18 protein-coding genes and 1 pseudogene are annotated in these 25,402 nt (G+C 65.0%); 8 read left to right on the forward strand and 11 right to left on the reverse strand.

Features of this window, described 5'->3' with window-relative positions; genetic code table 11:
- The first annotated feature begins 283 nt into the window (after positions 1 to 283).
- On the forward strand, positions 284 to 4,069 hold the full coding sequence (locus ACWEVP_RS37170; RefSeq protein ID WP_452067252.1) for a hypothetical protein: 3,786 nt from the start codon (positions 284 to 286) through the stop codon (positions 4,067 to 4,069).
- 92 nt (positions 4,070 to 4,161) lie between these two features.
- Here the strand turns inward: ACWEVP_RS37170 and ACWEVP_RS37175 are convergent, their stop codons facing one another.
- Positions 4,162 to 4,458, reverse strand: coding sequence for a hypothetical protein (locus ACWEVP_RS37175; protein WP_452067253.1), 297 nt, complete (start codon positions 4,456 to 4,458; stop codon positions 4,162 to 4,164).
- Positions 4,459 to 4,699: 241 nt separating this feature from the next.
- On the opposite strand from ACWEVP_RS37175, the pseudogene ACWEVP_RS37180 reads away from it, so the two are divergent.
- Positions 4,700 to 5,139: pseudogene (locus ACWEVP_RS37180) on the forward strand (transposase family protein); the annotation flags it as partial.
- Here ACWEVP_RS37180 and ACWEVP_RS37185 read toward each other — a convergent pair.
- Positions 5,041 to 6,369, reverse strand: a complete 1,329-nt coding sequence (locus ACWEVP_RS37185) for a hypothetical protein (protein WP_452067254.1) — start codon at positions 6,367 to 6,369, stop codon at positions 5,041 to 5,043. The pseudogene ACWEVP_RS37180 and the gene ACWEVP_RS37185 sit on opposite strands and share 99 nt — an antisense overlap.
- A gap of 64 nt (positions 6,370 to 6,433) precedes the next feature.
- On the reverse strand, positions 6,434 to 7,306 hold the full coding sequence (locus ACWEVP_RS37190) for a lysylphosphatidylglycerol synthase transmembrane domain-containing protein (protein WP_452067255.1): 873 nt from the start codon (positions 7,304 to 7,306) through the stop codon (positions 6,434 to 6,436).
- Positions 7,307 to 7,429: 123 nt separating this feature from the next.
- Between ACWEVP_RS37190 and ACWEVP_RS37195 the strand changes: the two genes are divergently transcribed.
- Positions 7,430 to 8,101, forward strand: a complete 672-nt coding sequence (locus ACWEVP_RS37195; protein WP_452067256.1) for a glycerol-3-phosphate acyltransferase — start codon at positions 7,430 to 7,432, stop codon at positions 8,099 to 8,101.
- On the opposite strand, the gene ACWEVP_RS37200 is transcribed toward ACWEVP_RS37195, so the two are convergent.
- The 7 genes from ACWEVP_RS37200 to ACWEVP_RS37230 form a co-directional block, all read right to left on the reverse strand.
- Complete coding sequence (locus ACWEVP_RS37200; protein ID WP_452067257.1) at positions 8,096 to 9,112, reverse strand: polyprenyl synthetase family protein; 1,017 nt, start codon at positions 9,110 to 9,112, stop codon at positions 8,096 to 8,098. The two genes, ACWEVP_RS37195 and ACWEVP_RS37200, sit on opposite strands and share 6 nt — an antisense overlap.
- Positions 9,102 to 9,752 (reverse strand): glycerol-3-phosphate acyltransferase, encoded by a 651-nt coding sequence (locus ACWEVP_RS37205; protein WP_452067258.1) that lies wholly within the window; start codon positions 9,750 to 9,752, stop codon positions 9,102 to 9,104. Before ACWEVP_RS37205 ends, ACWEVP_RS37200 begins: the two co-directional genes overlap by 11 nt.
- 5 nt (positions 9,753 to 9,757) lie before the next feature.
- Positions 9,758 to 10,639: a UbiA family prenyltransferase gene (locus tag ACWEVP_RS37210; RefSeq protein ID WP_452067259.1), complete on the reverse strand. Its 882-nt coding sequence runs from the start codon at positions 10,637 to 10,639 to the stop codon at positions 9,758 to 9,760.
- A complete protein-coding gene (locus tag ACWEVP_RS37215; RefSeq protein WP_452067260.1) occupies positions 10,636 to 12,903 on the reverse strand; it encodes a PEP/pyruvate-binding domain-containing protein in 2,268 nt (755 codons plus the stop codon). The genes ACWEVP_RS37210 and ACWEVP_RS37215 overlap by 4 nt, the downstream gene beginning before the upstream one ends.
- A 10-nt stretch (positions 12,904 to 12,913) precedes the next feature.
- Entirely contained in the window at positions 12,914 to 13,768 is an 855-nt protein-coding gene (locus ACWEVP_RS37220; protein ID WP_452067261.1) for a hypothetical protein, read from the reverse strand.
- Positions 13,769 to 13,839: 71 nt separating this feature from the next.
- Positions 13,840 to 14,436 carry a hypothetical protein gene (locus ACWEVP_RS37225; protein ID WP_452067262.1) on the reverse strand — a complete coding sequence of 199 codons (597 nt, stop codon included), beginning with the start codon at positions 14,434 to 14,436 and terminating at the stop codon, positions 13,840 to 13,842.
- A gap of 924 nt (positions 14,437 to 15,360) precedes the next feature.
- A complete protein-coding gene (locus tag ACWEVP_RS37230; RefSeq protein ID WP_452067263.1) occupies positions 15,361 to 16,248 on the reverse strand; it encodes a MazG nucleotide pyrophosphohydrolase domain-containing protein in 888 nt (295 codons plus the stop codon).
- Between the two features lie 155 nt (positions 16,249 to 16,403).
- Between ACWEVP_RS37230 and ACWEVP_RS37235 the strand changes: the two genes are divergently transcribed.
- From ACWEVP_RS37235 to ACWEVP_RS37250, 4 genes are read left to right on the forward strand one after another with little or no spacing between them, the layout of a single operon-like run.
- Positions 16,404 to 16,715 carry an acyl carrier protein gene (locus ACWEVP_RS37235; RefSeq protein WP_452067264.1) on the forward strand — a complete coding sequence of 104 codons (312 nt, stop codon included), beginning with the start codon at positions 16,404 to 16,406 and terminating at the stop codon, positions 16,713 to 16,715.
- Positions 16,708 to 17,106, forward strand: a complete 399-nt coding sequence (locus ACWEVP_RS37240; protein WP_452067265.1) for a helix-turn-helix domain-containing protein — start codon at positions 16,708 to 16,710, stop codon at positions 17,104 to 17,106. The genes ACWEVP_RS37235 and ACWEVP_RS37240 overlap by 8 nt, the downstream gene beginning before the upstream one ends.
- Positions 17,103 to 18,131, forward strand: a complete 1,029-nt coding sequence (locus ACWEVP_RS37245) for an ImmA/IrrE family metallo-endopeptidase (protein ID WP_452067266.1) — start codon at positions 17,103 to 17,105, stop codon at positions 18,129 to 18,131. Before ACWEVP_RS37240 ends, ACWEVP_RS37245 begins: the two co-directional genes overlap by 4 nt.
- Positions 18,131 to 18,979 (forward strand): hypothetical protein, encoded by an 849-nt coding sequence (locus ACWEVP_RS37250; RefSeq protein WP_452067267.1) that lies wholly within the window; start codon positions 18,131 to 18,133, stop codon positions 18,977 to 18,979. Before ACWEVP_RS37245 ends, ACWEVP_RS37250 begins: the two co-directional genes overlap by 1 nt.
- Here ACWEVP_RS37250 and ACWEVP_RS37255 read toward each other — a convergent pair.
- Positions 18,921 to 20,024 (reverse strand): nucleotide kinase domain-containing protein, encoded by a 1,104-nt coding sequence (locus ACWEVP_RS37255; RefSeq protein ID WP_452067268.1) that lies wholly within the window; start codon positions 20,022 to 20,024, stop codon positions 18,921 to 18,923. The genes ACWEVP_RS37250 and ACWEVP_RS37255 overlap by 59 nt on opposite strands.
- Positions 20,025 to 22,320: 2,296 nt before the next feature.
- Here ACWEVP_RS37255 and ACWEVP_RS37260 point away from each other — a divergent pair.
- Positions 22,321 to 25,401, forward strand: coding sequence for an NACHT domain-containing protein (locus ACWEVP_RS37260; RefSeq protein ID WP_452067269.1), 3,081 nt, complete (start codon positions 22,321 to 22,323; stop codon positions 25,399 to 25,401).
- The last annotated feature ends 1 nt before the right edge of the window (position 25,402 follow it).

Consider the following 25,402-nt stretch of genomic DNA (forward strand, 5'->3'; position numbering starts at 1 on the left):
CGCGACCGTCAGCTCGAACCCGCGAACGCGGTGAGGCGGCACGATCCGACCGTCCAACGCGCAAACGGGAGGTCGCGGCGGTCCGGTGACGTTCCGGCAACGGCCGGATCGCGGCGCTGCGACGGGCTGAATGCCATCCTGCTCCCGCCTGGTACCCCGAGCTGACCAGCGAAAGCGCCGGATGCCCACACCCGTGAAAACCCGCGGTCCCCGACCGCCCACGCCGACTGCGTCTACCGCGTCGCCGTCGGTCGGGCAACGCCGCGCGGAAACCCCCAGCGCGATGGACCCCGGCACGGCGGACTTGGTCCGCGCCCGCGCACAGCTGGGCAACGCGGCCGTGACCGCGGCGATGGGCGGCCTGCCGGCAGGTGCCGAGCCCAGGGTGTCCCCGTGGACCGCGCGGATGATGCTGGCCGGCCAGAATCTGGTGGGCAACCAGGCCATCGCGAACCAGGCCACGGCGGGCGCCCCGGCCACGCCCGCAACTCCCACGCCGACCGTGCCCCAACCCGCGCCGAAGAAACCCCTGCCCGCCAAGCCGACCGGCGGGAAAGCCCCGGCGCAGCTCGCGGCCGTCCCGGACGACAAGGACCTGGCGAAGGACAAGGCGCCCGAGGAACGCCCGGATAAGGGCGCCACCAAGGAGAAGGGCACCGGCCCGCGCTCGCCCGCCACCGACCCGAAGTTCCAGGCGCTGAAGAAAGACGTCAACGCCAAGAAGAAGACCGTCGGTGTCAGCCACCCACCGGCAGCAGCGGAAGCGGGCGCGGCCCAGGAGGCTGCCGAAGCCCCGGCGGACGACCAGGAGGCCCGCGGCAAGGCGGCGCACGCCGAGGACATGGACGCCGCCCAGCCGAAGGAGTTCGACAAGCAGGAGTTCATCCAGGCGGTCAAGAAAGCCGTCGCCGACAAGGCCCCGAAAAACCTGGACGAGGCGGACAAGTTCGGCGAGTCCGGCAAGGCCGAAGAAGTCAAGACCGAGGTCCAGGGCAAGGTCGGCGAAGGCAAGGACGCCTCCGCACGCGAGATCGCCGAAACGACCGCGGCACCGCCGGAACCGGCGCCGGACGCCAAGCGAGTCGTCCCCATGGCCGCGGACAGGGTGCCGGGCAAGCCGAGCGCCCCGGACCCGGCCCGAGCGGCCCCGGACCAGCTGCCGCCGTCGGCTACGGACCTGTCGGCCGGTCCGGAGCAGGTCAACCAGCAGATGGCCGAGGCCCAGGTCACCGACCAGCAGCTGTCGTTCCAGAACGCCCGCGAACCCCAGTTCGACAAGGCAGTCAAGGAGAAGAAGACCCTCGAAGCCCACTCCGAGACCGCGCCGAAGAAACTCCGCGCCGCCGAAGCCGGCGAACTCAACGAGGTCAAGACCACCGCCGCCGCCAAAGGTTCCGCCGCCATGGCCGGCATCCATGCCACCCGCGTGGCCACCGGCCAGCAGGTAGGCGCCGGCAAGAAGGGCACGAAGAAGACCGACGAAGACAAACGCACCCAGGTCACCGACCTCCTGCAGAAAGTCTTCGACCAGACCAAAACCGACGTCGAGAAAATCCTCACCGACCTCGACAAGAAAGTCGACGACCAGTTCACCACCAAGGAAAAACGAGCCCGGGACCGCTTCACCCGCGAACACGAAGACGGCATGGCCCGCTACAAAGACGAACGCTACAGCGGCCCGCTCGGCTGGGCCCGCTGGACCCGCGACCTGTTCGCCGGCCTCCCCGACGAAGCCAACCGCATCTACGAACACGCGAAAGACACCTACCTGGCGGCGATGGACCTCATCATCACCGAGATCGCCACCACCGTGGAAACCGAACTGAAACGCGCCAAAGACCGCATCGCCACCGGCCGCAAAGAACTCAAAGCAGCCGTCGACAAACTCCCCGCCGACCTGAAAGCGATCGGCCGCCAAGCCGCCGCCGACTTCGAAGGCAAGTTCGACGAACTCAAGGACACCGTCAACGACAAAGGCACCGAACTCGTCGACACCCTCGCCACCAAATACACCGACGCGGTCAAGTCCGTCGACGACGAAATCGCCGCCGAGAAAGAAAAGAACAAAGGCCTCGTCGCCAAGGCCGCCGACGCCATCGGCGGCGCCATCAAGGCCATCATCGAACTTGGCCGGATGCTGCTGGGCGTCCTGCGCAAAGCCGTCTCCGCCATCGGCGCCATCCTCAAAGACCCCATCGGGTTCCTCGGCAACCTGGTCACCGGCGTCGGCGGCGGCCTCAAACTGTTCATGAAAAACGCCGGCCGCCACCTCGAAGGCGGCGTCCTGGCCTGGCTGCTGGGCACCGGCGGCACCCTCGGCCTGCCACTACCCACCACCTTCGACCTCCTCGGCATCCTCACCCTGATCGCCGCGCTCCTCGGCCTGTCCTGGGCCAACCTCCGCGCCCGCCTGGCCCGCAAAGTCCCCCACCAGGCCCTGGTCGCCGCCGAAACCGCCATCCCGCTGGTCGTCCAGGTCAAAACCCGGGGCGTGACCGGCCTGTGGGACGAGCTGAAAACCCGCGTCGGCGACCTGAAGAAAGACCTGATCAGCAACCTGGTCTCGTTCCTGCTCCCCACCATCGTCATCGCCGGCATCACCTGGATCGTGTCCCTGTTCAACCCCGCCTCGGCGTTCATCCGCGCCTGCAAAATGATCATCGACATCATCCGGTTCATCGTCACTAACGCCCGCCAGATCATCGACTTCGTCAACGCCGTCCTCGACGCGGTGCTGGCCATCGCCAAAGGCGGCACCGGCGGCGTCCCCGCCCTCGTGGAACGAGCACTCGCCCGCGCCATCCCCGTCCTGATCGGCGCCCTCGCCGCCCTGCTCGGCATCGGCGGCATCGCCGCCAAAGTCAAACAGGTCTTCCAAAAACTCGCCCGCCCGGTCAACAAAGCCATCGACTGGGTCATCGACAAGATCGTCGGCCTGATCAAGAAGCTCTGGAACAAGCTCAAGCCCAAGCGCCGTCCCAAGACCCGGCCCCGCAGGCCGAGGCGCCCCGACCACCGCAGGCGACCTCGCAAGCCCAGGCGTGACAGACCGCGGCGGCCTCACGACACCGCCAAACCGCGAAAGCCCGGCAAGGACAAGCGCGACCGTCCGGAAGCGAACGCGGTTTCCAAGGCCCTCCAGGAAGCCGAGGCGCTGGTCCAGCCCGGCGCCAGTGTCGCAAGCATCGACAGGAAACTGCCGTCGATCCGGCGCAAGCACAAGATCAAGCGACTGGCGCTGATCATCGAGAGCTTCGGACCGAAGAAGACCACGCTCCGTTTCGCCGGGTCGAACAGCCCGGAGAAGAAGAGCGGCCCGGTGAACCTCTGGCACAAGACCTACGACGGAATCAGGCACTTGGTCGAACTGACCAAGGGGATCGACAAGCTGGTCATCAAGCGGAAAACCATGGACGACGGGTCTTCCGAAGTACAACTGCTGACGTTCGCGACCGGCGAGAAGGTGATCCGCAAGGTCCCGCTCGACCAGACCGTCGACATGCCCAGCGCCACCTCGTCCGAGCGCCCGACCATGCGGAGCGGAGATGAGCGCGCCGATGCCGAGCGGCTGGGCTTCCTCGTCGCGCGCGCCATCGGAACCACGGTGCCCGCAGCATTCCGCTACTCGGAAACCGAAGTGCTGATGGACTACGTCGAAGGGACCCCGGGACGGACGCTGCAAGGCAACAGGCCCGAACAGGAGCGGCTGATGGGGACCGCATCGGGACGGCGACTCGGGCTGCTGGACGTCCTGATCGGCAACGAGGACCGGAACATCGGCAACTTCATGATCGTCGACGGCGAGGTGGTCGGGATAGACCAGGGCGAAGCGTGGTCGGAGGCCGGCAAGAACCTCGCCGACTGGACGCACAAAACCTTTGCCAGGGCATATTACGACTTCGCGAACAATCGCTGGCGCAAGAACGACCTGAGTCGCGCCGAGATCGACCAATTCGAAAGTGCACTCAAGGCTCTCCGGCCGGAATTCCTCCCGTCCCGGCGCGAATGGTATGATGACATGATGAAACGCTTCGCGGAAGTGAAAAAGCACAGTCGTTGGGGCGAGTGAAAGGAGCATTCGAAATGCCCACTCGCGTTCTTTACGCGGTCATCGCGAACACGGGACAAAGATTCAGGCTGATGACTCTTCACCCCGATGGATCACTGACGGTCGAAGCCGACGACATGGCCGATGCGGTCCCGGTCATGCAAAGGCGAGGACTCTCGAACGAGTTCATCTTCGAGACCACGAAACAACGCGACAACGCCTACGTGCGACACGTCGAAGAGGTTGTCGAGGACTAGGTTCAGCTTCGACAGAGGCCAGCCGCTTCTCGGCGCGGCAGGCGAGCCGCGCGACGCATCGTGCTGACGAACCGGCTCAAGCCGGTCGGCGTGGTGCCCCGAAGGGATGCCACGCAAACCATCATCGACAACAGCGTCGTTGACCTGGGCCATCGAGTAGTTCTCTTTAGATGTGGTGGAACCTTCCGGGTTCTCGACGGGGAGCGGATCACGTTCGAGCGGTCGAGCACCTGCGACACCGCGGCCAGGCTCTCGCCGACGAGGGTGACGCGGCACGTGGCCTTCTGGGTCGCGTGGCCGTAGCGGATCTCGAGGCGAAGGCCCTCGAACAGCTGACGGGACAGCTCGTCAGGCAGGCCGTCCAACCGCACGGCGCCGAGCGGCAGCTCGTGCAGCAGGCAAGCACCGAGCCTTCGGCGGGAACATCCAGTTCCTGGCCACCCCGGACGGGTTCCCGCTGTGGACCTCGCCAGTGCTGCCCGGTTCCGCAACGACCTCTCCGCCGCCCGCGACCTCGGCATCGTCGGTGCGCTGACCGCCGCCGCAGCCGATGGCCTGCCGACGCTGGCTGATAAGGCCTACCACTCAGCCGGCATCGGCATCCTCACCCCGTTCAAGAAAGCCGCAAATCAACCGCCCCTCAACCTCCGTCAGCGGGTCCACAACCTGCTGCATTCCCGAGCCCGGGCCCGGGCCCTCGGCGAACGCGCCATGGCCATCCTCAAAACCCGCTGGTCAGCCCTGCACCGAGTCACTCTTTGCCCACCCCGCATCGGCGCGATCGTCCAAGCGGCCCTGGTACTCACTCAACGTGAACACCACGGCCGCTACTGAGAAAACCTCACTGGGGATCAGCGCGCAGAAGCTGTCAAACGTGGAACTGGGGACAAACGTCCCCGAGCCCACGCTGGTCGCCCATATTCTCGGTTGCCTCCGAGTCAGCCGTGCCGAATTCGAGCAGGTCATGAAGATCGCCAAGCAGGTCGACATCCCGAACTTCGTCGACCGGTCCGCGTCGCCGCTGATCGATCTTTGTGGACTTATGAGCAGCTTTCGAGCCGGATCGTGGAGCAGGAGCACCGTGCGCACGGTAGGGCTGCTGTGCCCTAGAAGCGACCTCAGCATGACAAGTTCCAGAACGACTAGAACGGCTCCGAGTACACACCCCGCCGCCAATCCCAGAAGTGTCGTGGTCGGGGCACCGGCGAACGCATGGACTGGGCCGGCGGAGCAGACCGCGGCACAGAGCGGCATCGCGATCCGGTCGACCTGGTTGGTGGCCTTGAGGACGCTGGCACCAAACGCCCCTGCCAATGCAGCACACACGGCCGGCAGGACAGTCGTGAGGTTGACCGTGGAGCCGGGCAGGAACAGCAACGACAGCGAAATCGCAGGCAGGATGGCCGAAGCAGTGACAAGGGCGCACCACCTGGCTCCTGCTCCTCCGACCGCCCAGACGAGCACCCCGGTCGCGACCGAGGCAAGAGCCACGACCTCAGCCATGACCACGATGAGGTCCGCGCCGTTGTCCTCGCCCAACAGTGCGACGAAGCCGAGGGCGGGAACGAGTGTTCCGAGAACACCGATTGAGCGCACCGATGATCCCGAGCGTGCCTTGCGAAGACGTGCGACGGCAGCGATCGTGGCCCCTGCGAAGAAGCCACTTGCGATGACGAGGAACGCGGCGTGATACCAACCGACACCGTTGAACGTTCCGGCGCTCGGGAACGTCCAGTTGACCTTCGGGTGCGGATTCGCCAGCCAGCTCGCCTGCGAACCCGCACCAGCGATGACCCCCACGGTCGCGCCCAAGGCTACTGCCCGCCTGGTGCCCCGGCTCCAGTGGCGAACAGGTTCGCAAGATCGGACTAGCGAGTAGGCAAGCAGCGGGAGCTGCATACCGTCACCGACCGTAGCCGCACGGAAAGTGAAAAGGCCGGGCTGTGCGGGCTCCCCCATGCCGAGCGCAGAGGCGACCGCAAGCACGCCGAAGCCGAGCGAGAACACCGCCGCGGCGGCGCCGATCGCCCATGAGCGCGGGGTCAGCACGGGCTGCGGTGGCACGCGGCTCCTCACCTGGATGCTCTTGAGTCGCCGAGGCTGGCTCTGTGTTACGGGTGTGAGGCGTTCACTTGTTGGTGTCAAGGGATGGTGGGCTGGCGCTGCAAGGCTTGTTCGATCGGTGGAGCAGCAGCCAAGTGATCAGCCCCGCAAGGACAACGAGCCAGCACGACAGCAGCCGGTAAACGAGGGCTGCGGCCAGAGCCACGGCACTGTCGCCATTGGCGGTCGTGAGAGCCGCAGCAAGGGTCGTCTCCACCACGCCGGCTCCGCCGGGACTGAGCGGGAGCTGCCTCACCACCTGGATCCCGAGATAGATCATCCCGATCTCCATGATCGAAACGTGCAATCCGAGAGCAGCACCCACGATAGCCAGGCAAGCGAGGTCGGCGGCCCAGTTCAACCCCGCAAAACTGGTTGCCGCCAGCCAATGGTTGCGTGCACGTCGATTCGCCAGCCGGACTCCCAGGTGGAGCAGGCCCAGCAAAACCACGACTCCCGCGACCGCGGCAGCAGGCCGGGGCAGGACCAGAACGGCGAGCGCGCACAGCAGGTAAAGCGAGCACAGGCCGGCGATGGACACTAGGCCGGACAGCACGATCGTCACCGTGGAGGTGCGGCGGTCGACGCCGAGTCGCCGGTATTGCCGGATGACGAACGCGGCCGAGACGACCGGACCCGCCGGCACCGTCATGGCCACCGCCGTCCCGGTGCAGACGATGGCCAACGCCGGCCTGAGCGCGACCCGGGCGTCGAATACGGCAAGCAAGGACTGTTGCTGTCGGGCGAAACACAAGAACGAGAGAATCTCCAACACGCCGGCGACGCCGAGGAGGGGGACGTCTGCGTGCCCGAATGCTGTTGCCAGCAGGGGAAGGGACGGCAGCTCGCGCCGGACGAACCACGTTCCTGAAGCCAGCGCGAAGACGATGACGGCCACTCGAACCCACCAGTTGCGCCTGGCTCTGAAGCCGATGTCCGGCTCTGTCGTGAGAGCGGCAGCTCGGCGACCGACCCAGTCCGGCAATGTCCAGCGGCGTCCTTGAGCGGTTAGCATGGGTCGATGGCCTCGCTCAGACGCATCCGGAACGCTCGCGTGCCCGCGGGGGCGTCTGCCCTGGATGCCGAACTTTTGCGGGCGGGGTGTGCCTTCCTCATCGGCGCCTTGCCCTTTGCGCAAATCATCGCGAAGCGAGTCGGCCGGGTCGACCTCCGCGTCGCTCATCCCGAGTCCGTTTCCGCCACCGGGGTGTACCGCGTGGCTGGATTGACGCCTTTCGTCGTTGTCGCAGCGCTGGACGTGGCCAAGGGGTACACGGCCGTCAAACTGACTGGCGGGAACGGCCCGACGCTGTTCTTGCGCGCCGCGCTGGTGGTCGTCGGGCACAACTGGTCGCCCTTCGCGCGAGGAGCCGGCGGGCGGGGAATCACGCCGGCGACCGGCGTCCTCCTGGCTAGTGATCGCTGGGCGGCTCCGATCATGCTGGGCGGCCCGGTGATCGGATACCTCTGCGGATCGAGCGCCCTGGGCTCCTTCATCTCTCAGCTTCTCCTGCCGTTCGGCGCCCTCATCCTGGGGAAACGGGAGCACGTCGCCCTGTTGACCGCGATCGTGCTGCCTATTTGGGCCAAAAGGATGGCGGGCAACTATCTTCGACTCGGGGTCGATGTGCCCTTTTCCCACTATCTGGACCGTCTGATGTACGACAGGGATCGAGCCGGTTCGTCGTCATGACGGACGATTGGTCATGCGGACGAGTTGGCGGACGAACTCGATCATCCGACCCGCCGGCGCGTCGCCGCCGAGTGCCAACCTGAAGATGCGGCGTTCGATCTCCTCCGCGCTGCGCTCGATCTCACCGCTCAAGATGTTGGAAACGGAAGTTTCCGCCATGAGATCGCGAACCCACGTCAAGTCCGGCGCTGTCGTCGAGTTCCGGAGGGCACGAGCGACGCGTTCGGCGGTTCCGTCGTGGCCCTCGGTTCGAAGCAGGTCGATCAATATTGCGATCGGCCGGGTGAACTTTCCTCCGGCGAGGTCCTCAGGCACGGTCCGAGGGTCGGTGATGAACATGTCATGGTAGTCGTCGACCAGTTGGTAGAGTACGCCGACTTCGTAGCCGAGCTGTTCGATCTCGTTTTCGATCCGATCGTCCGCGCCGCTGACCACGGCAGTACCGGCCGCGACACAGGCAAACGGTGCGCCGGTCTTCAAGCGCATCATCTCCCGGTGCGGAAAAGATCGGAAATCGTACCAGCCCTGGTTCCAGCCGATGTCGATGCTCTGACCGAGAGGAACCAACGTCTCCATGACATCGAGGTGACGGCGCAGCCGGTCTTTTTCCGACAGGCTGAGATCAGCACAGGCGATCGGGTAGTGAGAGAACGAGCGGACGATGCATCCGAGGTTGATAGCGTTGCTCACGTTCTCGGTGACGTGGACGGACGGCGTGTCACCCCGGAAACTCGAGTTGTCCTGAACGTCGTCCAGCACCAACGACGCACAGTGGTAGAGCTCGACGGCTGCGGCGACTGGCTCGGCCTTGTGGGGAGCTGCTCCCAACAGTCTGGCGCACAGCAGTGCGAACCTCGGCCGCAACCTTTTGCCCCGTCTGGCGAGCTGGCGCTCGACGAGAATCCTCATCCGGTCGCGATGCGGCCACGGCCAAGACTGGAACCCGGCATTCATCCGGGTGCCGATCGCGGCCAGGTGCGTGGTCTCTTCGTCGTGAAGGTCAGTTCTCATTCGCAACCGCCTTGTCTTGAGCGGGCCGGGGCCAGCCGCCGACCATGCGCGATCGGTATCCGGCATAGTGGACAAAACCAAGGATTATCAGTGACAGCCAGCTCATCAGAGGTTGTTTCAGGAGCACCAAGGTAAGTGCGACCAGGTTGATGGCTGCCACTGCGCTGCGTGCTGCCGCTTTGCTCGCGACCTGCCGTCCGATCCACACCTGCGGGAAGTAGGTCGCGGCGAAAACAGCGACAATTCCGACGGTGGCGAGCCAGTGAAACGCCGTCAGCGCACCCAGCGAAGTGGCGATTCCCATCCCTCCCCGGAATCCCAGCTGCGCAGGCCAGATATGTCCGGAGACCACCGAGACGACCGCAATGGTCAGAGTGACGTCGCCAACCTGGAGAGCCGTTCCGGTGGCCACCACGACATATCCCTTCGCCATGTCCAGCAAGAGGACTATGACGAACCAATGGGCGCCGAAAACTCGCCCGGCGTTCTGCGCGCCGGCGTTGCCGCTGCCAAGTTCTCGAATGTCCTGACCGGTCCGAAGCTTGGTGACGTAGTAGCTGGTCGAAATGCATCCGATGAAGTAGCCCGCGACGATGAGCCCGACGTTCAGGGCAAGATGACCGATGTTCAGCAAAACCACCTACCTCACTTGAGGAACGTCAGAGAAAGAAGGCCGGGAAACCACGCCAGCCGCATGACCAGAAGGGAACGCGCGCTCGCCCTCGAGACGTCCGGACACGAACGGAGCGTGTATGTGCACCAGCACAACGGTCCGATCAAGGCCGGCACGACGAGGGCCAGGTAGACCCAGGGTCGCGAGCTGATGCACAACCCCAGGCCGAGCGCGATGGCAGCCGTGATCGCGGCTGCTCCGGCAAAGGCGGCGACGCTGGCCTCGGCGCCGTGTTCGGTGGCGAGCGTACGCAAACCGGCTGCGCGATCCGTAACCCGGTCCTGCAGAGTTTTCACAATCTCGTAGCCGACCACGAAAGTCAGGACGACGCCGGCCGCGACGGAGGAGGGGGACGTGATAGTCGCGGATGCCAGCGAGCCGAACAGCAGTGTGCTGCTGCAGACCGAGGCCACCACGAAATTTCCCAACAGCACCGTGTTTTTCAGGCGGTATGAGTAGGCGAAGGCCAGAAGCACGAGTGCGCCGGCGAATGCCGTCTCGGCGGGCCCCAGCGCGAGCGCGGTGGCTGTGGTGAGAGCCGTCAGCACTGCGACGACGCCCCATGCGGTGGTGACGCCGATGCGTCCCGAGGGGATCGGGCGCTGCGGCTTGCCGTCGCGATCCGCCGGGAGGTCGACGATGTCGTTCACCGTGTTGGCGATTCCCAGCAGGCTTGCCATGCACACCATGGCCAACCAGCCACGCGATGATGCCAGGACGGCCAGGCCGGACACGAGGTAGCCGCCGCATCCCGCGGAGGAGGCGGCGAGCAAGCACGTCAGCGGCCTGATCACAGCGCACGTCGCGATCACTCTGGGGAAGAGGCCGCTTTGCGGCACGTTGGCGATAGTCAAGATGCAGGCCCATCCAGTGCGGGCGGGTGCGCGGCCAACCGGGTGTAGACGTGCCCGGTCGTGCCGTCCACGGTGATCAAGTCGCCGTTGCCGACGGTTTCGGTGACCGACTGCAGCCCGACGACCGCCGGCACGCCGTACTCACGGGCGATAACCGACATGTGTGCGGCGACACTGCCGAGATCTGCGGCCACCGCTACGGCGTTTCTCATCAGCGGGGCCAGCGCGGGTACGAATGAGCGGACGATGAGCACGTCTCCGGCAGCGGTGTTGTCCCAGTCGAGGTCGTCGACGATGCGTGCCCGGCCCGTGGCGCGCCCTGGGCTGACCCCGATTCCGCGCAACACCCCGTCCTGGCTCGGCTCGCCCGAGTGCTCGACCGGACGGGTGAGCAGGAGCGGCAGGAGGCACGCGGGGGTGCCCAGCGCGGGTGGTGGACGGAGGGCGCCTTGCCGCTTCCATTCCTGCAATCTCGTCGCAGCCAGTTCGGCCAGCCGAGAGGAACCCGTGTCCGACAACGCTGCGCGAACCTCGTTGCGGGTCAAGAAGTGGATGTGCTCGGGTCGCTCGATCGCGCCTTTCGATACCAAGACCGTGGCCAGGCGGTCGAGTGCCTGCCGAAGGACCGGCCATGGCCGGGTCAAGTCGGCTGTGTAGGAGGTGCGGCGCCGGGCGGTTTCGCGCGCAGCGTCCAGCAGGCGGATGAACCGTCTGGGGTTCACGTTTCGTCGGGAGAGGATCACGAGGCAGTTCTGTTCGAGGGCCGCGGACTCGTGCGGCGCCCGACTCGGATCGGATTTGGGGAGTTGGTCGTCCTTCACGAGTTCCCCGAGGGTGGGACGGGACCAGTCGAGGGTCGAAACCGCGTGTGGCACGAAGTCGTCGAGTCCCCGGCCGGTTATCAGCAGCCCGTGATGGGACAGTCCGGAGGCGGGCTGGATGTGTCGTCTGTAGTACCGCGCCAACGCGTACTCTGCACGCCACGCCGCACCTCCCACCAGCAGCATCGGCCAGACGTAGTCGCCGACCAATTCGGTCATCTGGTCGACGAAGTCGCACACCGTGTGTTCGTCGACCGAGCCGAGCCCGGCTTCAGTACTCGCCAGGAGATCGTGGTACCTGCGCGGCCAATGCTTCTCGAGCGTGGTGAGCTCCTCCTTGAGCACGACTCTGTTCGCGATGTCCGGCCAGCGTCGGCCCGCCAGCATGGCGCAGGCGAACGCGGGATGGGTGAGCATTCCGCGGAGGAGCTCGGACGAACGGCGATCCCCCAAGGGCGAGTGGTAGTACCACCCGTTGATGATCCGGTAGGACGGCTCGGGCACCCGGACTCCGCTGCGGCGCCGCTGAGCGTGGCGGAAGCGGCGGTCGACCTCCGGGAGGAACCAGCTGGCGAACAGCGGGGTAACCGGTTCAGGAAGCCATTCCCCCAGCCGGATGTCCCGTCTCCACTCTCCCCTGGCCGGCGTCGGCCACGCCACGACCCTGCTGGACCGGCGGGTAGCCGGCCGAGCCTGGAGCAGCACCAGTTCGTCTTCGACGATTGCCCACTCGATTTCCGCGGAGTAGGCGAGGTGCTTGGACGTTCGCCGGGTCAGGTCTGCGATGGCGCGGGCCGTGCTGGAGGTGAGCGCCCCGGATGGGTTCCTCACGCACGTGGCGGTTGCTCGGACGACTTCCCACTCCTCGGCGATGGTTTCCCCTTGCATCAGCTCGTCCGCTCGGCCGCGTACTGCCGACACGAGCACGTCACCTGCGTCGTCGAGGAAAGCCGCACCTGCGGTGTCCGGAGCGAGCAAGGGTTGGACGAGGACCGCCATCGGCAGAACTGGCGAATGGTCGGCACCGTGGTAGAAATCCACATTCGCCGCGGACTTCCAGCACGTCAGCACGGCTTCTCGCAACGGCTCACGTCCCGCCACGTCGAGTACGCTGGTGTAGAGACCTGCAAAGGATGCCGTTGCCGTGTCTTCCGCGATACCTGACGAGCGAACCGCGAGCCGGGACGAGGGGTACCGGGCCAGAATCTCGGCAAGCGCCTGGTCGAGTCGCGCGGAATTCTGTCCCCGGCCATGGCGTTCATCGTCATGCTCCTGGAAGAGCCGATGGATTCGCGTAGGTATCACGACACCGTCGACGGCGGGAAACCCTGCCTGGATCAGCGTCGCCAGGGTGGCGGCCTTGCGTCCGCACGTCAGCGGATCAACGGCGCTCTCCTCGGTGACCGCCACGGTGACGGGGGACGGGATCGGGGTGCTTTCCACATGGGCCTCCTCAGTTTCGAGCGGCTGTCTGTCCGCCGGTTTTTGGGAGGTGGCCGACTCTTCCCGTCTCCATCATCAGGTCCGCGGCCCAGCGCAACGGTGTGGCTCCTATTCGCGTGTAGTAGCTCCGGTATCGGTCCGCGAACTCCGAAAACGTCCGGGGGCACAGGCGCTGCCATCGATGTTCGTTCATCCGCAGTCCCCTCCGGTCGGCGGCGGCGAGCCGTCGGTTCTCGTCTGGGTGCCGGGTGAGGAGAGCGAGAAGGATGTTTTCCGCTCCGTACTCCAGGTCCTGACGCCAGTCCCTGAGGTCATCCGCGAACTTACAGGCCAGCCCGAGGTTCGTGAAATCATCGAGTGCGGCTCGTGGTGCGGCGGTTCCCTGGAACATTCCGATCACCTCGGCGAGCTGTCGCAGCACGACGCCGCTGTCGACGGCGGCGTCTTCAAGCAGGTCGGTCACCGATGGTGCAGTCGTTCTCCTCTCGTGGGAAACGGCGTAACGACGGTAGTCTTCCTCGACGGTTCTTCGGAGGAGGAGCCTGATCGCGTCGCACTGCGCCGGCTCGCAGTTCGCCGCGAGGTAGGACCGCATCTCACCGACCGCCCGGCTGATCGCGTCCGTTGCGATGAGGTCGTCGAATGCGACGGACGCTTTGTGGATCCGGCGCTCGAACTCGTCGTCCAGCAGGAAAGCGATTCGGTTGAGCAGGATGAGCACTTGCGCGGTTCCCGGCCGGACCGGTCGGCCGCTGATGCGGGCATAACCCGATAGAAGGAGGTCGAGGAAGAGGTCGTACGCCGCGGTCTCCCAGACTCGGACGTCGCGCGCAAGAGGCCGAGACGCCCGGTAGGGGTGCAGCACCAGGTGTCTCGCGTAGCTGGGCGCGAGGCGGATCGCGGTAGACGTACGGCCGCCTGTTCGGGGAAGGACGGTCATCGCGTCGACCAACCGTCCGGCAGTTCGGCCGTCAGCAGGCCGGACACGACTCGTCTCGTCTCCGGAAAGAGTGCCCGTCCGCAGACCGACATGTGCTTCGGGTAGGTGGCGAGTAGGTGCGCGAGGTAGATTCCGGTTTGTCGACTGGCGCCGGAATGGAGCTGGACGAACCGAGCGCAAGATGCCGAAACCGCGTCATATTCGCCGAGTTCGGCACCGAAGGCCGCGAGCGAATAATGCATGTACCGCCAATAGTGACTTAGTTCGTCCTTTTCGACGGTGATCTCTAGAGAGTTTCTTAGACGCAGACAGGAGATCGCGACGATGCCTGCGAACATGTCGATGTACTCGTCTTTCATCCCACGTAGAGCGCGGTGCCGTTCACCAAGTCCGGACAACATCCGACGTACGCTCGGGTCCGCAAGTCCGACCGGCTGGCCGATGTCGTCGTCCAGATTGAAGAGACGGACAAGAATATCCTTGGCTCGTCCTTCACCGACAGCCTTCCGCAGCATGAGCGCGTCGCTGTCACCGGCATCCGATCCGACAGTCGTTAGAGGCGGCAACGTGGCATAGGTAGTGAAGATGAACATGCCAGACCCACCCAGCATTGGAGATTTCTTCCACATTCGACGGGCCACGTGAAAGTCGTCCGTGTACTCCTGGGAGTTCACGTACCGCAGCACAGCACCGGAGCTAGCCACTCGCGGTCTCCCATCGACTTGGTATCAGGTCGTCAGAGAATCGCCTGAATACGTTGCGAACCTCGATTCACGCCAACGCTCGTAAGAGTCGCGCCCGGCCATGCGGCTGTTACAGGGTCGAATCCTGCACCTCATGAACCCCTCGACGGGCACCCTGTTAGTGAGTCCTTGACAACACTGATGCGGGGTGAGCGGATCTGCCGGCAGAACGTTGGATCCGCGGACTCCGAACTCGCTCGAGGCGAAGACGCGACGATCGGCGGTCGACCCGTCGCCGGCTGCCGGCGGTCGTCCTGGGTGCCCTCCCTGCGGTGAACCTTGCGAAGGCCGCCCGGCCACTAGCCGGCGGGAAATGGGGCAAAACAGCAGGTAGACAACGTCGGACACCGCATTCGACGGGATGCGCACGGCCCGGTAGGCCAGCAGCACGACCTGCGCCACGACACCATCAGGTGTAGTTGTAGTTTCAGGAGTTTGGCCACCTCGATCGGGTCGTCGAGCGACGCGTACGCGTCGGCCTCCCGGGCGAGCGGTATAGCGGTGAGCCCGTCGGCTCCAGTGTCACGAAACAGATCGATAGCTCAGCAGATCGCCTGCGAGCTGCCGCGCCGGAGCCGGTCGTTGCACAAATGCGAAAAATTATGCGGCGACCCATCGACCACACCTACGGGATCACCGAGGGCAGCTCTCCCGATTGGAGCGAGGAGGAGGCGGCACTCGACTACCTGTCCTCCAACCCTGCGGAAGACGTTGCGCTACTACTCCGGGAAACCGCCCCCGGCCAGGGCCAAGGCCGGAAAATGGCGGGAGGGCTCAACCGAGACCTGATCCTGACGGGTCAGTCCCACCGGTGGCATCCGTAATGGGTTCGAATCCCATCGACCGAGCGTGCAGATCCGCCAGAACGATGCCGTTTCCGCCGTGGTCGTCGAGTTGCTTCCACACCCGGAACCCTTCGAGGACCGCACGCTCCCAGTCGGCCGCCGTCCGAACGCCGACCTCGAGCTGAGCCGTAGAAGTCGCGATGGAGGCGAGTACGTCGCCGTCGACGTGTGCAGCGCCGCTGAGATAGTCGCGCGTGGCCGCGTAGGCGAAGATCGAAGCCGCGAGCCCTTCTTCGATGGCGATGGCTCGGCCGCCGTCTTCGTTCTCGTCGACCGCTGGGTCACTGCGGCGCTTACAGCCGAGCAGAGCGCGAGTGACCGGAGACCACCCGAGCAGGCACGCGTAGCTGAGGTGGAACACATCGTGCAAGCGGTAGCTGTCGGTATTCCGCGATGCGTCGGTGAGGGTGGCACCGACCTGCACTCCATCGCGGTAGATCTCGGTCGCGAAAACCCCGTCCGGTTTGCGGTAGGTCCGGAACTTGTAGGCGATCGACGCGGGCAGCCGCTCCTCGGCCGGGAAGTCTTCGTCGAAGATGTGCCAGTCGGCCGACGGAATCCACCGATCGGCGGTCTTGGTCAGGTTCGCCACCGCGACGTCCTCCATGTCCAGGCCGAGGTCGTAAGCGAACGCGGTCAGGTGCCAAAGAACGTCACCGAGCTCTTCACGGACCCGGAGCTTGCCCCACCCCTGGTGGTCGCCGTCGCGCCGCGTGCGCTGGTACTGCCGGGACAGGTCACCGATCTGCGCGACCATGCTCAGCAGGTGGCCGGCCGCCGCGCCCGCCTCCTCGGGCAGGTCCTGACGGGTGGTCATAGCTTTTCGCTGGTACTCGCGAAGGTGCACTGCGTCTCCTGAGGCGCCGACAACGGGGAAGGTTGCCAGGAATCACGACACCGCTGTCCTTGATTCCGACGACCCCTCTGTCGTACCATAGGACACGTCGGTCGGCAAACAGGACAGAGGTGGCCGTGGACAACCGGGTGGTATCCCGCGAGGAGGTCGAGGACTACATCGTCGACCTCCTCGCCGAAGAGTTCGAACAAGACGCCAGTGAGCTGCTGGCCGAGCTCGTCGAGCTGTCGCCAGAGATGCCCTGCGACTCAGTAATCCTTGTCGAGCTGATGACCCGGGTATCCGCGCGCTTCGGAGTTCGGTTCGAGGCGACCTTTGAAACCGCGCGTGACATGCGCTCAGTTCGAGGTTTCGCTGATCGCGTCTGCGCCGAGCTGGCCGCCACCGCCCTCACCGCCCAACCGGAAGGAGTCCCCGCCGATGAATGATTCCAGCGCCGCAGCACCAGAGGACGAGGGCACCATGCTCGACCCTGAGCAGGTCCGCCTCGGTGCACGGCTGAAGCAGAGCCGGGAGTATCTAGGGCTGAGCCAGAAGTTCGTAGCCGATCGTACGGGTATACCACGCTCGGCTATTTCCGACGTCGAACGCGGTCTACGCAAGGTCGACAGCCTGGAGCTGAAGAAGTTCGCCCTGGTCTACACGCGCCCGGTCGGCTACTTCCTCGACGAAGACGACGACGCCGAGCCGGGCAACCACACCGTGCAGGTGGTCGCGCGCCGGCTCGGCGGCATGAGCCACGACGACCTGGCCAAGGTTGCCGACTACGTCGAGATGGTGGAGGTCCGGGCCCGAATGCAGAACCAGACCAAGTCATGAGCAAGTGGTCAGCGGCGCACCGGATCGCCCAAATCGCCGCGCAGAACGCACGCGGAGAGGCAAATCTGCGGCATGACCAGCGTGTCGACGTCATCGCCATGATCGACGCGGCGGGCGTCGAGGTGTTCGGGCAGCACAGCTCGAAGCTCTTCGGTGCCACGATCCCAGCCGAAGGCGACCGACCGCTGACCATCTGGCTGAACGCCAACTCCACCGTGAACGGGCAACGCCACACGGCCGCCCACGAATGGGGCCACCGGGTGCTGAACCACCCAGCCACCTGCGAGCTCGAGATCGCCTCAGCCCCCGACGTCGGCGCAGCAGCCGACCGGGGAACCACCGCAGACCTCGAGTGGCACGCTGCCCGGACTCTGCCCGAGACAACGGCGGAAGCCTTTGCGGCCTGGCTGCTCATGCCGCGTAGCGCGCTTCGTTCGGCGCTCCGGGTCGTCAGCGGGAACGACGGCGTCTCGTCCACAGGGTGCTACTTGGCGTCGCTGTTACTAGGAACCTCGTACACGGGAACGGCACGCCACCTCGCGACCGCGCACCTCATCGATCGGCCGACGTCAAACTCGTTGGCCCGAGTCCCACCGGGACGTGTGAAGAAGAGCCTCGACGTGGCCGGAGCTCCTCCTCGCGACCCTCGCGCAGATGTCTGGCCGCTCGCCGCAGTTGCCGCCTTTGGTGAACTTGTGTTCGCCGAGGGGGACCGGATCGTCGTGGACGCGGCAAGCTCCGCGGACCTGCTCGGCGACAGGCTGGTCGAACACGGGCTCGCCGAGACGGTCTGGGAATCGCCGGAGCACAGGGTGCTTGTCGCGACCGCGTCGGAGGACAACGACGGCGCCCCCTTGCCTCTCGACCACGACGGTCAGGAAGTGCGAGTACGGGTGGACCAGGTGCTCCAAGGTCTCTCGGACCGGTCCGGCATCCCCGACCTCTCCATGATGTCCGAGGACGAGATCGACGCGTGGTACCAGCTCCAGGAGCAGATTTTCCGAGACGTTCAAGGAGGAACCTGATGAGCGAAGCTGCCCTGCACGCGATGAACCAGGTCATTCGCGAGTCCACCACCGGAGCGGCCTGGCTGAAAGTGGTCGACCTCGCGGCCACGAACTACCCCGATCGCCTGTTGCACGTGCGCCTGACCATCACCGACCCCGGTGCGGAAGACCTCGAGGTCCGCGCGCTGGTAGACCAGATGCTCAAGGCGTTGAATAAGGCTCCGGTGCAGACGGTTGTGAACACCCTCTTTCCCGCTGCTCTCGCGCGCCTCAGCAAGAGCCCTCAAGAGCTTTCTTCCCGCTACGCCGCCATGTACAAACGGATCCGTCGCGAAGCCGGTGCCAACAACCGCGGCACCTACTTCGGCAGAATTGTCCACTACCCAGCGCGTGACAAACCGGTCAACCAGCTGACTCGACTCATCGACCAACTCCGCCGCGACCAGACCGCGAAGAAAACCCGCCCGGCCGCCATCTACGAAACCACCACCACGACGTCGGCCGCCGTGCCCGCTCAGGACAGGCAGCCACTCGACGACACCGATGATGCAACCTCCTCCGATGAGACGCAGGTGTACGCCCCCACACCGGACACGATCCCGATGGGGTTTCCGTGTCTGTCCCATCTCTCCTGGCAGCGCTTAGGTGGGCGGCTGCACCTGCTCGCGCAATACCGGCACGAGTACCTCGTCGAGCGGGCCTACGGGAACTACTTAGCACTGGGGCTGCTCCAGCGCTATGTCGCGAACGCTGCTGGACTGGAAGTCGGAGAGCTGTCCGTCGATGCCGGACTGTGCACCCTTGACGTCAGGCCAACCACTCTTGAGAAGTACCTGGCACAGCTGCGCCAGACGTCGCTGTGGTGATACTGCTGAACTGCCGCAGCTGCCTGCCTACCGCTCCGGTAATCCCCCACTTGGGGGGGAACCAGGGAGCGGGGAGAGGGTCCGTTGCCGGCCGGTAGGTCTGTTTGATGCGCGTGCGACCCGAGATCCCCGCGACCTTAGGGTGGGCGACGCGCGAGTACTTGTCGACCTCGCAGAACAGGTTCTGGCAGTCGATGAGATGGAGCGGCCGACCACCCAGGGAAGCGAACTTGAGCCCAAGACGATCGAAGTGTTCTTCTTGCGTGTCCACCATGTATGCGATGACCTCGGCCTCGATACCGGCCGCCGCCCGGCCGAAGCACTTGCGGATCCCGTCCCTCGCTCCCGGACCCGCAACGACGAACTGGTTTTCGTCGAAGTCGATCACGCTCGTGTAGTTCAAGTCGATGGCAAACTGGAAGCCGAGGAAGTCGCCGATGCCCGGGTACTCGCCGAGCAGCCAAAACACCTGCGCCAGACCATCGGCTTCCTGCATTTTCCTCGGTAGCTCGTCGCGCATCATGGTTTCCAGCAGCAAAAGATGGTCGTGATGCTTACGTGGGCCACCGAGGCGCGGTGGCGGGATGACGTAAGCCGGCGAGTACAGCCGCCTGCCGGATGCCCAAGCCGCGTCCAGCACGGCCCGGGCCACCTGCGGCCGCCAGCTCCGCCAGGTGATCGGTCCCAGCTCTGCGTCCAACAGTTGCCACGTGGCGATCTTGTTGAACAGCTTGAAGAGCAGTACCCGGAACACTACGTCTGCCGGGTCTTGGCTGCCGGCGTACGCGACGTCGTGGATGGCGAACTGGCTAACTCGGTCGGCTGCGCGGTAGCAGTTAGTGAACCGGTGCGCACGCAGGATCTCGTCGTCGGGCGCAAGATCGGCACGGTTGGCCAGCCTTGCGAAGAACAGCTCCTGCCGAGCCGCGGCGAACCGCCAGTACGTGTCGAAGACCGGGCTGGGCGTGAGCCGTCGGCCTGCGACGTCCACTCGCAAGGGAGCACAGTCGACCGGCGACGAGGCTGTCAGGCGCAGCGTTTGCATGGGCTCAACTTAGCCCTTCCGACACAAGCTTGGCCTCACCGCCACGTCAATCCACTGTGACCGGTTCGGACGAATCCGATGGATCGGTCGGGCCAACCTCCGTGTGGCATGGCGGTCCAGACAAGCCAACCGTCAAGATGCAGCTCACAACCAACTCGCATCCGCTGCGTCAGTGGTGCTACTCCGATCACCACAAGCGAGCCGCCGGCGGTACTGCCGAGGTCGTCTGTGCACGGTTCGGCGTCACAACACGATACTGTTGGCAGCTCGTGCACGCGGAACCCCCTCCGAACGAACAATCGCGCACAGGTCCCGTGACGTGGTCGCAACCCACCCGGAGTTCGCGGCGGAGTGTCTCCGCCGAAATCGGTCGCTTATGTTTGTTCCAGTGCGCAAGGTTGAGGACTCGAGCACGCTCCAGCTTACTGTCGTCCAAATTGCCAGCCATCGACTTTGCGGACGCTCGGACGGGTTTCTGACAAGGACCAGGTGCCGTTTCGAATGCGACTTCAGGCAGCGGGGCCGCGAGACTTCCAGAATTCGTCGACACCGCGTCCACGTGCTGGAGTCCTTGAAGCAGAGCCGGGCCGACTTCTGCCCATCCGATGAGCAGTAACGGTCCGACCGCATCGAACGCAGCCTTACCCCACTGACCCGCGCAGACGGGGTCAGCGACGTCCAAGGCAAGCGTGACCGTGCTGGCGCCAAGCAGCAGGCGCCGCGCTGGCTGCAGGACCTGATCCGGAGCACCTTGCATCGCCAGATGCCGCGTTCCTACAAGCAGGCCCAGGACCGTTAGGTCAACCGCCGGCGCCACCAGCGGTGCGACGTACACGGGGACACCGATCCGCAGCGCCAACGCCAGGACGTTCCCGAAGCCGAAGAGGAAGGTCAGCCCGATGACGATGCCCATCATCGTGGTGACCGAACCTGGTCACGCCGTCCGAGGACCCCATCACGACCTCCCGCGCATCGACGAGAGGTCGTACATGCCCTCGATGACCAGTGTGCCGGTCAGCCGGGGCCGATCAGGGTGATGATGGTCTGCGTGGTGCCCCCGACCAGGCTCGGACAATATCCGCACGGACTCTCATGCCTCACGACCTGCGGATGTCCACCACAGTGGCCCTGCGAGCGGGACACGGTGGACGACGAATATGACCACCCAGGAGACAGGACTCGTTCGACGTCGATCACCGCCACCACCTCACGCCGCCAAGCCGATCCAGGTCAGCGATCCGGGGGCATTGACTGAGTAATGTGTCGTCACTCTTTGACACAGTCTCTCCCGCGCAGACACCAGAGGCAGCCTCCGCACCCTGCGGATTAAAAGCGCGCGGGTTCAATCGCGATGATCTTGAAACGGTCTTCGATCACAGGGCCTCTACCTGCGGTTCCTTGCGTCCAAGATCATCTTTGCGTTTGCCAACGGTTGATCTGGGCTCCATTGCGTCTCCGTTCTTCTTGCTGTGCTCAACAGGCCCGCGAAGGCTGCCTGACCTGGGATTTTGCCTCAACAGGCGGAGCCGAGGCCGCAGATCAACCAGCGGGGGGCTGCGTTTCTATCCGCAGCGGCAACGGATGGGAAGTCCGCGAGTTCGACCGCGGCAATCTTGAGACGATACCTGATTCCAGGGCTCCTACCTGCGGTTTTCGCGAACTTCGAGATCATGCTTACGAATGCCAACCGCAGGCCCGGACTCCGTCACGTCTCCATTCTTCGTGCTGTGCTCGTCCGCTGGCTCGCATCTCGTGAAGTCGCTCAAGGACGGCAGTCATCAGGTCAAGGCTGGGACCGCCGTCTTCCTCGAGTTCACGACGGATCACGGACTCCAGGCCCGCATCGACAAGATCGGCAACGAGAACGCCGGCTACCCCGATTGGCCACTCCGTCCGAGGCGGCGATCTCCACAAATGCCATCGGGCGGATGCATAGTTCGCAGATGCGGCGCCACTCCGGTACCCGCGCCGTGGCGACGTCCAACTTCGGGTCGTAACCACCAGCGCCTACATAGAAGTTGTTGTGGTCCTCCAGTGGTCGGGGCGCTGGCGCCGCGGTGCTGCGCGGTCGGGATGCTCCGGCGGCGTGGCGCGGCGTGGCGCGGCGCGCCGCGGCCAAATTACTCCCTTTATGTCGAGAAGGACGTAGAGTTAACCGCATAGCCGCGGGGATCGTCACCAGCGGCACGACCTTGTGATTCCTCGTGGGCAGGAATCACTTTCCATGCAGTAAACCTGTTGACACGCCACGCCGTCCGGACGCTCGGTGCCCGACTGGGTGGGCCATAATGATGTCATGGCGCGTTCGGTCAGCTTCGGCGACGCTGTCCGGCTGCTCGGCAGCCATGACAGCGCCTTGCTGGGCGCACTCGACACCGCCGCAGGCTGGCTCATGGTGGGTGCCGCCCCGCTCGTACAGGATGTCCTCGGCTGGTTCGATTACAAAGCCGACCTAAGTCGCCTATGCCGGGAGGCCGTTCGTGGCTTCTACGAGTTCAAGACCGGACTCTCGAAGCACGGCCGTACCGAGCGAATCGAAGCCGCGCATACGGTCCTCGTCATCGCCGCCTTCTTCGACGAACTCAAAGAGGTAAGACTACCGACAAGCCTGGCCAAAACCGAGCAGATCGCGCTCGCCACATCTGGGGCGGCGATGCCGGACAAGTTCGTCACCCTGATCATGTCCGCCGGACGACTCTTGCCCGCCGAGGGGCAAGCGCCCGAGGACTTCGAGCGCGGCCTGCACGACTATTACAGGAGCTTGGTCGGCAAGGTGAACAACTTCCTCGACGGCCTCGCGGTTAGCAAGAAGCTACATAGCGCCGAACGCGAACGAATTACCGAAGCGCTGAATGTCGTCGCGGACCAGGCCGTCAGCCGCTATCGGGACTCGATGCTGGAACTCGCCAAAGAGCCCGACTTCGAGTCTTGGACCCAGATACTGCACCATCGCGCCACCCGCGCTGCCGTCTTTGAGTTACGAGATAGTCTCACAGCAATCACGGCCATGCTGCGTGACCGGTACGCCGGGCAAGAGCCCGACGAACTCCGCGACCGACTCACCAAGACTTACATCGACGGCCTGCGGACACGGTCGACGGACGTGGGGCCACTGCCCGACGATGTCCGGGTGCCGTCGTTGGACGAACTCTATGTGGTTCCCCGCTTCCGCATTATGGAAATGACGGGCCCGAGGCAAGTCGGCGACGACGCCAGATGGGACGCCCAGGACCTTCGTGCCGACAGTCCATGGGAGTTCCTAGGCGACTACCTACGGTCGGATCGCGCGGTCAAGGCTCCTATGTGTCTCGTGGGCGAGGCCGGATCGGGCACGACCTCGTTCCTTCGCCTGGTCAGCGCGGTGCTACCGCCAGAGAGCTTCTTGTTGCTGCGGGTGGACATGAAACGGAAGCCGGAACTAACTGAGATTGAGGATCACCTGGCCGAGGCACTGCGAACCGCCACCGGCGAGGCACCTGACTGGTCGTCGCTGGTACCCCTGGGCCGCGCTATCCAGCGAGTCGTCGCGCTCGACTCGTTCGATGAGTACCTCCAGGCCACCGGCACAGACCAGGCCAACCTCCTAGAACGCGTTGCAGAGTTTCAGCGTCGGGAGTCGATCCGGGACAGACCGGTAGCGGTGATCGTGACTGGCCGCGCGGCCGTGCTGGATCGGGCTCGGCCACCGGACGGCACCCTCGCGGTCCGGCTGGAGCCCTTCGAAGAACCGCAAGTCCGCGAGTGGATTGCCGGCTGGAACACCGTCAACCCTAAGTCGCCGTTGACACCGGAGGCTTTGCTGACCCACCGGGACCTCACCAGGCAGCCGCTCCTGCTACTCGTGCTCGCCGTCCACGCAGCCCACCGCAGGCCGATAGGCTCTCGGCACGAGCACGTGCTTGGTGTGCTGGCAGACAGAGAGGTGATGAAGTACCACCCGCAGCTGCACCAGCGCGAACTGATCACAAAGGTCGATCTCAACATCCTCGCCGCTGCCGCGTTCGCGACGTTCGACCGTGGAGATGTCTGGATCAGCGAACCTGACCTCGGTCAGGCCTTGGCCGATGCCGGTACGGCGCCGGATTCGAGCCTGCCGACCGTCGCCTACCTGCTGGCCCGGTTCCCGTTTCGCCGACACGGTCAGAAGTACGCCTTCGTGCACCCCGCCGTAGCCGATGTCCTCGTCGCTCGTCTCATCTGGAACGAGCTGCGCAAGATCGAGGACGGAGAGAGCGCGATGCCGAAGGCCGGGGCCACTGACGAGGGCCTGCGAACCTTGCTGTCCCGCCGGTTGCTGGTCCACCGCCGCGCCGTGATCGACTTCCTCATCGAGATGATGACGGAGCTCGGGCCCAGCGCGTCCAGGAAGTTCAAGGATCTCCTCGTGCACCTGTTCCGCGACGTCCGGAGTGCACCGGCCCCGTCCGAGCTTGGGGGCGCGCTCATCTACCGCGCCAATTTGCTCCAACTCCTGGTGTGCGCGCCCACGGAGGCCGTCCTGGCGAGCGAACTGTTTCCTGACTCCCCGGAACCGATCGAGCAGTGGCGCGCCCAGGCGATGCTGTGGGAATCGCAACTGTCCTCGGCGAACATGCGCGCCCTGGTCAGCGCCTTCACCGTGGAGCGCATCGAGGAGAACGGCATGCGGGACGTCCGCATCGGGCCGGCTCAGGACGGGTGGGCACCGGCCGCGATTCATCCGGCGTGGTCCTCCGACCGCGCCGTGTCGCCGCAACCGAGCTGGGCAGATCTTCATTTGAGAACGAACTTCCTCTGTGATCCTTTCGCCGACGTCATGCTGCACACCGCGGAACCGCTGCTTCGATTGGACGCTACAGGTGGGTACACGTCCGCGATGGCTCTGTGGGAGCTCTCGACGGCGCCCTCGTTGGAGTCCTGCAAACGATGTGTGCAGATCGCAGTCTCGGAGTCCGGCACGCCAGGCACCAGGCTCCAGTTCCTGGAACTGCTGCTTCCCCACCTGAGCGCGTCCGGTCACCTCACCGGCGCCGACGCCGCGGAAGCCCTTCGGCGGCTGGACGAATCACTACGCCCACACCTGCCACCCCTGCTTCGAACCAGGATGATCGAGTGCCTGTCGTCTCGTCTTGACCACGGTGGGGACGAACACAAGGTGGCCGAAGTTCTGGGGTCGATGCTCATGCCGGATCTCGCAGACGTCGAACCGGTGCCGGCCGCACTGGCCCTGATCAGGATATACGAAAGAGGGCTTCCCCGGCCCGCCGTCCGCCAGCTCACCTCGGTGCAGGATTTTGACGCAATGGTCCGTGAAGTCACGGCGCAACGGCCTGACTTGGAAAGGCGACTCGCCCCACTCGTTCCGGAAGCGGCGTCGCGTGACGGAAAGGCAGGATGAG

It is taken from the genome of Amycolatopsis sp. NPDC003865 (genome assembly GCF_053605345.1).

Bases quoted from the DNA above. Each gene is read 5' to 3' on its own strand.
- ACWEVP_RS37170 (WP_452067252.1), top strand. From the start codon at position 284: ATGGACCCCGGCACGGCGGACTTGGTCCGCGCCCGCGCACAGCTGGGC.
- ACWEVP_RS37175 (WP_452067253.1), bottom strand. From the start codon at position 4,458: ATGGCCCAGGTCAACGACGCTGTTGTCGATGATGGTTTGCGTGGCATC.
- ACWEVP_RS37195 (WP_452067256.1), top strand. From the start codon at position 7,430: ATGGCCTCGCTCAGACGCATCCGGAACGCTCGCGTGCCCGCGGGGGCG.
- ACWEVP_RS37200 (WP_452067257.1), bottom strand. From the start codon at position 9,112: ATGAGAACTGACCTTCACGACGAAGAGACCACGCACCTGGCCGCGATC.
- ACWEVP_RS37225 (WP_452067262.1), bottom strand. From the start codon at position 14,436: ATGTTCATCTTCACTACCTATGCCACGTTGCCGCCTCTAACGACTGTC.
- ACWEVP_RS37230 (WP_452067263.1), bottom strand. From the start codon at position 16,248: ATGACCACCCGTCAGGACCTGCCCGAGGAGGCGGGCGCGGCGGCCGGC.
- ACWEVP_RS37240 (WP_452067265.1), top strand. From the start codon at position 16,708: ATGAATGATTCCAGCGCCGCAGCACCAGAGGACGAGGGCACCATGCTC.
- ACWEVP_RS37245 (WP_452067266.1), top strand. From the start codon at position 17,103: ATGAGCAAGTGGTCAGCGGCGCACCGGATCGCCCAAATCGCCGCGCAG.
- ACWEVP_RS37250 (WP_452067267.1), top strand. From the start codon at position 18,131: ATGAGCGAAGCTGCCCTGCACGCGATGAACCAGGTCATTCGCGAGTCC.
- ACWEVP_RS37255 (WP_452067268.1), bottom strand. From the start codon at position 20,024: ATGCAAACGCTGCGCCTGACAGCCTCGTCGCCGGTCGACTGTGCTCCC.
- ACWEVP_RS37260 (WP_452067269.1), top strand. From the start codon at position 22,321: ATGGCGCGTTCGGTCAGCTTCGGCGACGCTGTCCGGCTGCTCGGCAGC.